Annotated in this window: 10 protein-coding genes; 9 read left to right on the forward strand and 1 reads right to left on the reverse strand. The window is 63.4% G+C overall.

Translation table 11 applies throughout. The annotated features are described in order from the left end of the window. Positions 1–207 precede the first annotated feature (207 nt). From ilvC to VFG26_RS16640, 3 genes are all read left to right on the forward strand, one after another. Positions 208–1227: a ketol-acid reductoisomerase gene (gene ilvC / locus VFG26_RS16630; RefSeq protein WP_325027153.1), complete on the forward strand. Its 1020-nt coding sequence runs from the start codon at positions 208–210 to the stop codon at positions 1225–1227. A 616-nt stretch (positions 1228–1843) separates the two neighbouring features. Then, positions 1844–2590 carry an NUDIX hydrolase gene (locus VFG26_RS16635; protein ID WP_325027154.1) on the forward strand — a complete coding sequence of 249 codons (747 nt, stop codon included), beginning with the start codon at positions 1844–1846 and terminating at the stop codon, positions 2588–2590. Between the two features lie 113 nt (positions 2591–2703). Then, positions 2704–3615, forward strand: coding sequence for a PhzF family phenazine biosynthesis protein (locus VFG26_RS16640; protein WP_325027155.1), 912 nt, complete (start codon positions 2704–2706; stop codon positions 3613–3615). Here VFG26_RS16640 and VFG26_RS16645 read toward each other — a convergent pair. Beyond that, on the reverse strand, positions 3605–4189 hold the full coding sequence (locus VFG26_RS16645; RefSeq protein WP_325027156.1) for a cytochrome b: 585 nt from the start codon (positions 4187–4189) through the stop codon (positions 3605–3607). The genes VFG26_RS16640 and VFG26_RS16645 overlap by 11 nt on opposite strands. 448 nt (positions 4190–4637) lie before the next feature. Here VFG26_RS16645 and VFG26_RS16650 point away from each other — a divergent pair, with 448 nt between their 5' ends. The 6 genes from VFG26_RS16650 to rodA all read left to right on the forward strand — a co-directional run bounded on the left by VFG26_RS16650 (position 4638) and on the right by rodA (position 11879). Next, entirely contained in the window at positions 4638–6215 is a 1578-nt protein-coding gene (locus VFG26_RS16650) for a 2-isopropylmalate synthase (protein WP_325027157.1), read from the forward strand. A gap of 207 nt (positions 6216–6422) precedes the next feature. After that, positions 6423–7463 (forward strand): rod shape-determining protein, encoded by a 1041-nt coding sequence (locus VFG26_RS16655; RefSeq protein ID WP_325027158.1) that lies wholly within the window; start codon positions 6423–6425, stop codon positions 7461–7463. A gap of 42 nt (positions 7464–7505) precedes the next feature. After that, positions 7506–8441 carry a rod shape-determining protein MreC gene (mreC, locus tag VFG26_RS16660; RefSeq protein WP_325027159.1) on the forward strand — a complete coding sequence of 312 codons (936 nt, stop codon included), beginning with the start codon at positions 7506–7508 and terminating at the stop codon, positions 8439–8441. After that, a complete protein-coding gene (locus VFG26_RS16665; protein WP_325027160.1) occupies positions 8438–8956 on the forward strand; it encodes a hypothetical protein in 519 nt (172 codons plus the stop codon). Before mreC ends, VFG26_RS16665 begins: the two co-directional genes overlap by 4 nt. Then, positions 8953–10752 carry a penicillin-binding protein 2 gene (mrdA, locus tag VFG26_RS16670; RefSeq protein WP_325027161.1) on the forward strand — a complete coding sequence of 600 codons (1800 nt, stop codon included), beginning with the start codon at positions 8953–8955 and terminating at the stop codon, positions 10750–10752. Before VFG26_RS16665 ends, mrdA begins: the two co-directional genes overlap by 4 nt. Further along, positions 10749–11879 (forward strand): rod shape-determining protein RodA, encoded by a 1131-nt coding sequence (gene rodA / locus VFG26_RS16675; RefSeq protein ID WP_325027162.1) that lies wholly within the window; start codon positions 10749–10751, stop codon positions 11877–11879. Before mrdA ends, rodA begins: the two co-directional genes overlap by 4 nt. Positions 11880–12063: the final 184 nt, after the last annotated feature.

The raw sequence follows: 12063 nt of genomic DNA on the forward strand, positions 1-12063 counted from the left end.
AGTTAGAGGTCAGTTAATGGTTGCAAGGGCGGCCCAGAGCCGTGCGGAGAAAAAACGGATCTAGGGCAGTCGGTAGCAGCCCGGCGTGTTGAATCCTCGTACCGATCTCTGTAGGTTCCGCCCAGATTTCAGGGCCCGGTTCCGAGCCCGGTTTCTTTCAACCCAGCCCGACCGTCGATTTCGACCGGGGAACCCGAGAGGCCGCCCATGCGCGTCTATTACGATCGTGATGCCGACATCAATCTCATCAAATCAAAGAAGGTCGCGGTCGTCGGCTACGGCAGCCAGGGCCACGCCCATGCGCTCAACCTGAAGGACTCGGGCGTCAAGGACATCGCCATCGGTCTTCGCAAGGGTTCGGCTTCGGCGCAGAAGGCCGAGCAGGCCGGTCTCAAGGTCATGGAAGTGGCCGAGGCTGCAAAGTGGGCCGACGTCATCATGATGCTGACGCCCGACGAGCTGCAGGCTGACATCTACAAAGAGCACCTCGAGCCGAACATGAAGAAGGGCGCTGCGCTGCTCTTCGCACACGGTCTCAACGTGCACTTCAATCTCATCGAGCCGCGTGCAGACCTCGACGTCGGCATGGTCGCGCCGAAGGGCCCGGGCCACACGGTTCGCGGCGAATATCAGAAGGGCGGCGGCGTGCCGTGCCTCATCGCCGTCCATCAGGACAAGAGCGGCAACGCGCACGACCTGTTCCTGTCTTACGCGTCGGCAATCGGCGGCGGCCGTTCGGGCGTCATCGAGACGACGTTCCGTGAAGAGTGCGAAACGGACCTCTTCGGCGAACAGGCCGTTCTGTGCGGCGGTCTCGTCGAGATGATCCGCGCCGGCTTCGAGACGCTGGTGGAAGCGGGCTATGCGCCGGAGATGGCGTACTTCGAGTGCTTGCACGAAGTGAAGCTGATCGTCGACCTCATCTATGAAGGCGGCATCGCCAACATGAACTACTCGATCTCGAACACGGCCGAGTACGGCGAGTACAAGACGGGTCCGCGGATCATCACGCCGGAGACGAAGGCTGAGATGAAGCGCGTGCTCACCGACATTCAGACGGGCCGCTTCGTGCGCGACTGGATGCTGGAGTGCAAGGCCGGCCAGCCGAGCTTCAAGGCGACGCGCCGCCTGAACGACAGCCATCAGATCGAGGAAGTCGGCGCGAAGCTGCGTGCGATGATGCCCTGGATCTCGAAGAACAAGCTCGTCGACAAGGGCAAGAACTAAGCCTGAGGGCTGGTTTTGGGGCGTTCGCCGCATAAGGCGACCGCCCGCACTACCACGCTTTGGGGAGGGTTTACGTGCGGCAGCGCGAGCGGTCTTCGTCAAATCCGGCCCTTCACCCTTGCGAGTGTTGAACCGGGACTAACGCGGGCGGCAGAGGAGCGGGGACCTCTGCCGCCCGTTTCCGATTCTGCCGCTTGCACGGCTTCTTCGGATAAAGTGGGGCTCTAACGCGACGCGGCCGTCGCGTGAGCCCGATGGTGTTTCCATCGGGCGGCAGGTGATCCATCATCACACCTCGCCGCAATGAAACCTGGCCTTGAAACCAGGGATACTGAAGACCGGCAAAGAGGTGCTGGGAGATCTTGACTGTCGCCCCCCAGCGACGCTGTCGTGACTGTTAATATGCGTGTCGAATCTTGGCCGGGTCATGACGAAACTTGGCTGAAGGCAAGGCTAGTGCTTTTTTGTGCAATTGGAATTCACATCGATAAGCCCTGAACATATTTGCGGTTCGAGCATTTGATGGAGAGCCGAAATTGGCGGGACGCGTTTTCTCCCGAACGAGACTAATTCGTGTCTCTCCTTCTCCCGCATTGCCGTTGGGGGTTCCCAGGTCGTGAATACCCGCCCGACGCACGATGCCGCCTCGCCGTTTGCCGACGGCACCAAAGCCTTTGCCAGCTGCACGCTGAAACTCTCCGGTGAGCCCTGGGCTTTTGCGCGCGATCATGCGAGCGCGATCGATGCGCACTGGCAGGCCGCTGCCGGAGCCAATCCTGCGTATTTCAATGGCGCGGTGCATCTGATCGACCACTTGCATGCTTCCGGAGGCGCGATTGCCGCGACGCTGACGCGGACGGACTTCAAAAGCTATCTCTACTGGCGCACGCGCGGGTTTCCGGCGGCGGGCGTACTCGACAGTTTCGGCTCGGCAGTCATCCGCTCTTCAGACGGAGATGTTCTGCTGGCGCGGCAGATGCCCGGCAACGTCAATCATGGCTTTGCCTGCCTGCCGTCAGGCTTCATCGATGCGCGCGATGTGCAGGCGGGTGGTGCGATCGACATTGCAAGCAGCGTCGCGCGGGAAGTGGCGGAAGAGCTGGGCGAGGACATCGCCGGGCAGTTGAAACGCGAAGACGGATTCATCGTGGCCCGGTCGGGCACGCAGTTGTGCTTCGCCGTCGTCTACCATGCCTCGCTTTCGACGGCTGAAATCCAGGCGCTCCTTCATGCGCACAACGCGGAGACTGAAGAGCCGGAGCTGGAGGCGCTCATTCCCGTCGCGAGCCTCGGCGACATTGCGGGTTTGCAAATGGTGCCTTACGCGCGCGTGCTGCTCGAAGGGCTTTTCGCCGCGCGCTAAGCCAATCACCGTGGTAAAAATGCGCTTGGCGGGACGGGAAGCTTGGCCCATGGTGCCGCCGCTCGGACGGCCGCGAGCTGGCTTGAGCGCAGCAGCGGGGAGTATGGCGCACCATGGCGCTCAACTATCATGTCCTTGACGTTTTCACGGAACGGCCGTTCGGCGGCAATCCGCTGGCCGTGGTGCTCGGCGCCGACCGGCTGAGCGCCAGCGAAATGCAGGCGGTGGCGCGGGAATTCAATCTCTCCGAGACCGTCTTCGTGCTGGCGGCGACAAGCCCGGGGCATACGGCGCGCATCCGCATTTTCACGCCGAGCCGCGAGCTGCCGTTCGCGGGGCATCCGACGATCGGCACGGCGGTGCTGCTGGCGGAACTCCGCGCGATCCTGGGCAACGGCGAGAGCGATGCGATCATCGCGCTGCAAGAAGAGATCGGGAGCTTACGCGTCGGTGTGCGCATGCGTGCGGGCGGAGCCTCGTTCGCCGAATTCGATGCGCCCAAGCTCAACTGCGTGCCCGAGCTGCTGACGGAGCCCGAGCAGATCGCGGCCGCCGTGGGGCTCATTCCGAGCGAGATCGCTTTTGAAAATCACCGGCCCACGGTCGTGAAAAGCACGCCGTCGTTCGCTTTTCTGCCGGTGACGAACCTGGAAGCGATGGCGAAGGTGCGGATTTCTCCGCAGCATTGGGCCCGCGCATTCACCGATCGCAGCATCAATGGCGTCTATCTCTACACGCGCCAGTGCGTGCGCGGGCAGTCGGCGTTCCATGCGCGGATGTTCGCGCCGGACCTCGGCGTTACCGAAGATCCGGCGACGGGTTCGGCCGCTGCGAGCTTCGCCTGTGTGATCCAGGAGTTCGACGGGCTGACCGATGGCGTGCACAAGCGCGGCATCGAGCAGGGCTTCGAGATGGGCCGGCCGAGCGCGATCTCGCTGACGATGACGGTCGCGCGCGGCAAGCTCGAGGGCGTGCGCATTGGCGGCTATGCCGTGCGCGTCGCTGAGGGGACCCTCAAGATCTGATGTCGTGCCTCTGCCTCAGGAAGGGCAGCATGCGAGGCAGCGTGTTGTTCCTGAGGACGTAGTGGTTGGCCAATGCCGCGAACGCGTGCAGGCCGATGACCCAATAGAGCGCGCTGCCGATGAACTCGTGTATCGATCTCAGCGTGCGGCCGAGATCTTTGTTTTCGCCGATGATTGCGGGGAGTTCCCAGGCGAAGAAGGGTACCGGACGGCCCGCGGCATCCGACATCAGCCAGCCCAGCAGCGGCATCGACAGCATCGCGGCGTAGAGCGTGGTGTGCACGATGTGTGCGCTCGCAATCTGCCAAGTGGCGAGCGGCGGGGTGATACGCGGTGCGATGGTGCGGCTGCGCACGAACATGCGGACGAGGACAAGGAGCAGGATCGTGAGGCCCAGCGACTTGTGCATGTCCATCAGGAACACGCGGGTGGGGTCGCCCTTGGGCCAGTACCCATGGGCCTCGACCGTGGCGAAGATGGCAACGAACGTCGCGGCCGTCAGCCAGTGCAGCGCGATGAGGGCCGGCGAATAGACGGCTCGTTGGACAGATGGCTCGATGGCTGCTGCGGTCACGCGGATTCCCCCGGAATTGCTCGATCGGTTATGGCGGCCTTGATTAACGCATATGCGGACAGCAATCCGTCGCCACATGCGGCGACATTGCCGCAGGGATTGATTTCGTTGCCGCAATCTCGCCGCGGCCGCCGGACGCTTGATTTCGGGGCGCGACATCGGTTATTCACGGCCAGTGGATTTTCGGGCTATTCTGTCCCCGCTCAACCGGATTTCGGCCTTCATGGCACGCGCGACCGACATGGCTGCTCTCCTGGCGACTGCGCAATGCAATCACGGCGGCACACTCGCGCCTAAGCTTCTGTTTTCGCTGCTCCTTACCGGCCCCTGGGCCGCATAACGCCCGGCCGTCGCCGGGTTCGTGCCCAGGGGATCAGACGGCCACGAAATCAAGCTTGATAGCGATCGCGGCAGACGAAAAAGTCGCCCGGCAAAGGATGAAAAAGCGATGACTTCCGAAATCAAAAGCGCGGCAGCGCCGAAGCGCGAAGCCGACAAGATCATAATTTTCGATACAACCCTGCGCGACGGCGAGCAGTGCCCCGGCGCGACGATGACGTTCGAGGAGAAGCTGCAGGTCGCCGAGTTGCTCGACGCGATGGGCGTCGACGTGATCGAGGCCGGATTTCCGATTGCGTCGGAGGGTGATTTCGAGGCGGTGACGGAGATCGCCAAGCTCGCCAAGCAGTCGGTCATCTGCGGGCTGGCGCGCGCGAACTTCAACGACATCGACCGCGCGGGCGAGGCGATCAAGCCGGCGAAGCGTGGACGCATTCACACGTTCATCGGCACGTCGCCGCTGCACCGGCAGCATCAGCTGCAGCTGACGCAAGAGCAGGTGTACGAGCGCGTCGTCGCCTCGGTGACGCGGGCGCGCGGCTACACCGACGATGTCGAGTGGAGCGCGATGGACGCCACGCGCACCGAGCACGATTATCTCTGCCGGGTCGTGGAAGCAGCGATCAAGGCGGGTGCCACGACCATCAATATTCCCGACACGGTCGGCTATGCGCTGCCGGAGGAATATTTCGACCTCATCACCATGCTGAAGACGCGCGTCCCAGGCATGGACAAGGTCATCATCTCGACGCACTGCCACGACGATCTGGGTCTCGCGGTTGCCAACTCGCTCGCTGGCGTTCGCGCCGGTGCACGGCAGATCGAATGCACGATCAACGGCCTCGGCGAGCGCGCAGGAAACGCGGCGCTCGAAGAGATCGTGATGGCCATTCGCACGCGGCACGATCTGCTGCCGCACGATACGGGCATCAAGTCGGAGATGCTGGCGCGGGCGTCGAAGCTCGTGTCGGCGGTGACGAACTTCCCCGTGCAGTACAACAAGGCGATCGTTGGCCGGAACGCGTTCGCGCATGAGAGCGGCATTCATCAGGACGGCGTTCTGAAGAACACCGAGACGTACGAGATCATGACGCCGGAGTCCGTTGGCGTCGGCAAGTCCTCGCTCGTCATGGGCAAGCATTCGGGGCGCGCTGCGTTCAAGTCGAAGCTGAAAGAGCTTGGCTATACGCTCGGCGACAACGCGATGGAGGATGCGTTCAACCGGTTCAAGGCGCTCGCCGACCGGAAGAAGCACATCTATGACGAGGACATCGAGGCGCTCGTCGATGACGGCATGGCGCACATCAATGATCGCGTGAAGGTGACGGCGCTGACCGTGATTGCCGGTACGATGGGTCCGCAGTCGGCAACGCTGACGCTCGACGTCGACGGGCAGTCGAAGACGGTGCAGAGCGCCGGGAACGGGCCTGTCGATGCAACCTTCAACGCGATTAAGCTGCTGTTCCCGCATAATGCACGCCTTGATCTTTATCAGGTGCACGCGGTGACGGAAGGCACGGACGCGCAGGCGGAAGTGTCGGTGCGTCTGGAGGAAGATGGCCGTGTCGCGACGGGCCGCGCTGCCGATCCCGATACGCTCGTCGCTTCCGCGCGAGCATTCGTGGCGGCACTGAACAAGCTTGTCGTAAAACGGCAGAAGACGGCGCAGGCGCAGCAGGCCGTTTAGAGTTTAGAGCCAGTTTTCGTTTAATTTGGGCCGGGGTGGCGTGCAGCAACGACTGCAGGCTGCCCCGGTTTTGCGTTTGGCGGTATAGGGAACGGCGCCCGGGACGGTTACATTCGCCCAGAAGCCTTGCTTTGGACGGTCTGGCCATCTTGTATAAGGCCGTCCACGCCATAAAGTCAGCGACAGCAAATAGCCCCAGGTTCGCGAATGTTGGGTTTAGGCTTCAGAAACGTCCTCTCCGACAACATTGCTATCGATCTGGGCACCGCGAATACGCTCGTCTACGTGGAAGGACGCGGCGTCATCATTAATGAGCCATCCGTCGTCGCCATTCGCTCGCGCGGGGGCGTGCGCGAGGTTCTGGCCGTGGGACAGAAGGCCAAGCTGATGCTGGGGCGCACGCCGGAAAGCATCGAGACGATCCGCCCGCTGCGCGATGGTGTGATCGCCGATTTTCAAGCGACTGAGGAAATGCTGCGCCAGTTCATTGGGCGGACGAAATCCATCATCGAATTCGTTCGTCCCGTGATCGTCATCTGCGTGCCGGCGGGTGCGACGCCTGTGGAGCGGCGTGCGGTCTATGAGACGGCCCTTTCGGCAGGCGCGCGAAAAGTCTTCCTCGTCGAGGAGCCGGTGGCGGCGGCGATTGGCGCCGGGTTGCCGATCGACGAGCCGAAGGGGTCTATGGTGGTCGATATCGGCGGAGGGACGACGGACATTGCGGTTCTCTCGCTCGGTGGCGTCGTGGAGGCGCGCTCGATCCGCTGCGGCGGCAATGCGATGGACGAAGCCATTGTCCGTTATGTTCGGCGCAAGCATCAGCTTTTGATCGGGGAAGCCAATGCCGAGCGCATCAAGATCGAGGCGGGTTCGGCTTCCCGCATCATCAACGGCGAGACGGCGGAAATCGTCATTCGCGGGCGTGAGCTGAAGGAAGGCCGCGCGAAGACGGTCGTGCTTGCGCCGCACGACATTGCGGAAGCGTTAGAAGGGACAGTGGAACAGATCGCCGAATTCATTCAGCTTGCGATCGAGGATCTGCCAGCGGAAATCTCGACCGATTTGTGCGAGCGCGGCATTTATCTGTCGGGCGGCGGCGCCAAGCTGACGAAGCTCGACCAGGAGTTAGAACGCCGCGTGGGCGTGAAGGTGCATTTACCGGAAGTGCCGGAGCAATGCGTTATTGCGGGAACGGCAGCGATATTGCGGACGCTCAAGGAGCGCGAGCATCTTTTGATCAGGCCGTGAACCCGCGTTGGTCAGCGGGCGCGGGCAGCGGATAATTTTTGAATGACGCAGCTCAAGGATCATAATCTTTTCTTGCGGCGCACGGATCGTGAGGCGCCGGGAAAGCATATGCGTCCGTTGCTGCTGCTTCTCGTTTTCGTCGCGTCCGGACTGCTGCTGCTGAGCCGCCTCGACCACAGCATGGTCAGCGACGTGCGCTGGCGGGCTTCAACTTGGCTGAGCCCGGTGCTGCGGGGCGCACTGATCCCGGCGGAGCCCGTGCGCGAGATCGGGCGCTCGATTTCCGCGCAAGTCGATTTGAGCCATGAACTCGAGCGGCTGAGACAAGAAAATCAGAAGCTCGAGAGCTGGAAATGGCGTGCGCAGCAGCTCGAATCGAAGGTTGCCGATCTCGAGGCGCTGGCGAAGACCGTGCCTGAGCAGAAGATCGATTTCCTCACGAGCCGCGTCATTGCGGATTCGAGCGGTGTATTCGTGCGCAGCGTGACGATCGATGCCGGGCGCAAGCGGAATGTGAAGGAGGGCTATCCCGTCATCAACGGCGATGGGCTCGTGGGGCGCATTGTCGATGTCGCTCCCGCCGTGTCGCGCGTGCTTTTGGCGACGGATCTCAACAGCCGCATCCCGGTGCGGATCGGGCCCAATGCGGTGCGCGGAATTCTCGCCGGCGATAACAGCGCGCGGCCGCGGCTGATCTACATTCCCGAGGGGGCGAACATCGCCAACGGCGACGATGTGGCGACATCGGGCGTCGGCGGCGTCTTTCCCGAAGGGCTGCGCCTCGGCACCGTCGTGGGCGGCCTTTCCGATCCACGCGTCGCGTTGCGCGCCGACCTCGATCGTTTGAGTTACGTGAGTGTTTTGTTCTTCGCCGATCCGTTTCGCGGGGTCACCGGCGATCTTTCTCAACGCAAGGTGAGCGGAGAAGCGCATAACGCCATTCCGCCCGTCTATCCCCGCCTAAGGGCAGCGCCATGAAGTGGGTTCGCGCATCGCTGCCGGTCTTGTCCGTCGCGCTGTTGAGCTTGGCGGCGGCGTTGCCGTGGGGGCTTGCCGCTGAAGATCGCTTCGTGCTGCCGTTGTTGCCGGTCATTGCAATCTATCATTGGACGCTCGATCCCGATGCGTGGCTACCCGACTGGGCGATTTTCCTCGCCGGCCTGATGCTCGATGTGTTGACGCAAGGGCCGCTCGGTTATTGGGCGCTCGTCTACTTGTGTGCTTATGCGGTTGCGATGCTGGTGTCACGGCGGCCGGCTGCCAGCGCTCTTGGCAGAATGGCGACGCTCGCGTTCGCGATCGTCGCGGTGACTGGCTTTGCCTGGCTTCTGGCGTCGCTCTATTTCCTGCAACTGCTGAGATGGCAGCCTTATGCGTGGAGCGCGCTCGTCACCATCATTTTGGCTTTCGCGCTGACGCCCTTTCTTGGCATCACGTGGTCCGGCGCCAAGTCTGCCGCGCGCGGCATGCGTCTCACGCGAGGCAGCCAATGACGGATACCTCGGGTGCGGGGGGACCTAAGCGAGGGGATCAGTTCACGCGGAGAGGTTTGCTGCTCGGCGGTGTCCAGGCGGCCGGGCTCGGCCTCATCGCATGGCGCGCCTTCGATCTGCAGGTGATTGGCGCAGGCCGCTATGGGCCGCTGGCAGACGACAATCGCATCAATCTGCAGGTGCTGGCGCCGAAGCGCGGGCGCATCTTCGATGCCGACGGGCGCTTGCTCGCAGATAACGAGCAGGTCTTTCGGGTCACGATCACGCCGGCGCTTGCGAAAAATTCCGCAGCCGTGCTCCGGCGCGTCAGCCGCATCGTGCCGCTTAACGAGGACGAGATTGCGCGGATCGTCGTACGCGCGCGCAAGCAGGGGCGGAACGTTGCGACGACGTTCGCGTCGGACTTGAGCTTCGAGCAGGTGGCGCAGCTCAATCTGTTCGCGCCGAGCCTGCCGGGGATTGCGACCGACTTCGGACTGCGCCGCCGGTATCATCAAGGCGCAGCGCTCAGTCACGTCGTGGGGTTCGTCGGCAGCGTCGAGCGGTTTTCGATCGATGACGATGCGGTGGCAAGGCTGCCCGAGATGCGCATCGGCAAGAGCGGCGCGGAATTGGGCTTCGATGGCGATCTGCGCGGCACGGGCGGCATGCAGAAGGTCGAAGTCGACGCGCGCGGGCGCCTGATCCGAAATCTCGAAACGGTGGAGCCCATTGCCGGCCGCGACGTCACGCTGACGATCAACTCAGAGCTGCAGCGGCGGGTGGTCGAGCGCATGCAGCGCGAGGTGCGCGCGGCGGCGGTGATGCTCGACATCGCGACGGGCGGCATCGTGGTGATGGCTTCGATACCGGCCTTCGACGCCAGCGCGATTGCAGGCGGCATCACGGAAGCCGATTGGCAGAAGCTCGCTCAATCCGATGACAAGCCGCTGCTCAACCGCGCGATTGCCGGGCAATATGCGCCGGGGTCGGCATTCGTGGTCGCGACCGCGCTGGCGGCATTGGAAGCGGGTATTCTTTCACCTGAAGAGCAGGTCCGCTGCGACGGGCATTACGCGTATCGGGGGGAGACTTACCGCTGCTCGAAGCCCGAGGGGCACGGGATCGTCTCGCTGCACGATGCGATCAAGTCATCGTGCGAAGTCTACTTCTGCGAGGTCGCAAACCGGCTCGGCATCATGCGCCTGGCGGCGGCGGCGCGCGCGCTGGGGCTCGGCGGAACGTGGAATGTTCGAGTCGGGGAAGAGAAGGCGGGACTCGTGCCCGATCCCGATTGGAAGCGCGGCAACCTCAATGCGGCGTGGCTCGGCGGCGAGACGCTGCTGTCGGGCCTCGGTCAAGGTTACATGCTGGCGACGCCGCTGCAGCTAGCGGTGATGGCGGCGCGCATCGGGAGCGGCCAGGAGGTGACGCCGCAGATCGAGAAGCGGTATGGGGTGCCGCCGTTTCGACCGATTGCCTTTGGTGCTGAAAACTTGACCGCCATCCGGCAGGGCATGACCGCTGCGGTCAATGACGCGGATGGAAGTGCGGCCGAAGCGCGGCTCGAGCCGGGGAGGCCGATCGTTGCAGGCAAGTCCGGCGGGGCGAAAATCTTCATCGGCTTCGAGCCCGCGGATGCGCCGCGTTTCGCGATTGCCACCGTGGCCGAACGAGGCGGTGAAGGCAATTCGACGGCGGCACTGCTCGCGCGCGATATTCTGGCGCTCGCCACAGAAGGGCAGGCTGCTCGGGACACGCTTCCGCCGGGCGGCAATCTGGTGCCCTTGCGTGATCAAGGCGAGAAGGCCGGATGATGGGGACGCCGTTTGCCACGCACCGCAGTCTCCGCCGGCCGCTCGGCCTCAGCGATAAGCTGTGGCGCATCAACTGGCCGCTTCTGCTGACGGCGTGTGTTCTTGCCGGCATCGGTACGGCGACGCTCTACTCCGTTTCAGGCGGCTCGTTTCAGCCGTGGGCCGAGCGGCACACGTTTCGCTTCCTCATCATGCTCGCCGTCGTCGTCGCGATGGCGATCGTGCGTCTCGACGTGTGGATGAAGCTCGCCTATCCCGCCTACGTGGCGGCTCTGGCCATGCTGGCGCTGGTCCCATTCATCGGGTCGGAAGCGATGGGCGCGCGGCGGTGGATTGATGCGGGGCCGATTTCCTTCCAGCCGTCGGAGCTGATGAAGCTTGCGCTCGTCGGCGCGCTGGCGCGTTTTTATTATCAGCTGCCGCCGGAGAAGGTGGGCAAGCCACTCTACGTTCTTCTGCCGCTGGCGATCATCGGCGTGCCGGTGGCGCTGACGCTGCAGCAGCCCGACCTCGGCTCGGCCATGCTGTTCATCGCGCTGGGACTGGCGCTGATGTTTCTGGCGGGCGTGCCGCTTCGCTATTTCGCGCTCGGCGGCTTCATCGCGATCGCGGCCTTGCCGGTGATCTGGTCGGGCATGCACGATTATCAGAAGCGGCGCGTGGAAGTGTTTCTCAACCCGGGCATGGATCCGCTGGGTGCCGGCTATCACATCACGCAGTCGAAGATCGCGCTGGGATCGGGCGGCGTGTCGGGGAAGGGGTTCCTCGAGGGCACGCAAAGCCAGCTCGACTTCGTTCCTGAGAAGCATACGGACTTCATCGCGAGCATTATCGGCGAGGAGTGGGGGTTCACCGGCATGCTGGCGCTGATTGGCATCTATGGGCTCCTCATCGGGATGATGATGCTGATGGCCCAGCGGTGCGACAACCGTTTCGCGCGGCTCGCGATAGCCGGGTCGGCGATGACGTTCTTTCTCTACGTCTTCATCAATCTCGCCATGGTGACGGGGCTCGTACCGGTCGTGGGCATTCCGCTGCCGCTCGTCTCCTATGGGGGCACGTCGATGACGACTCTGATGATTGGATTGGGTGTGGCGATGTCGGCCTATGTGCACGGCCGGAGGTGATCCCGGAATGGTGATTTTTGCGCGCCGGAAGCCCATAAATCCTGGGCCCGTCAAGCTGCGCTATTATTGTTGACGAGAAGGGGTGGACAGAGCCCCCGGCCGATGCTATTCGCTCCCTCGAAGGGGCCCACATCGGGCCCCTTAGCCGTCCTTTGGAGCCGCCCGGTTCCGTTTCGAGGCCGGC

This window comes from Hyphomicrobium sp. (genome assembly GCF_035687085.1).
In the GTDB taxonomy this organism is placed as follows: domain Bacteria; phylum Pseudomonadota; class Alphaproteobacteria; order Rhizobiales; family Hyphomicrobiaceae; genus Hyphomicrobium_B.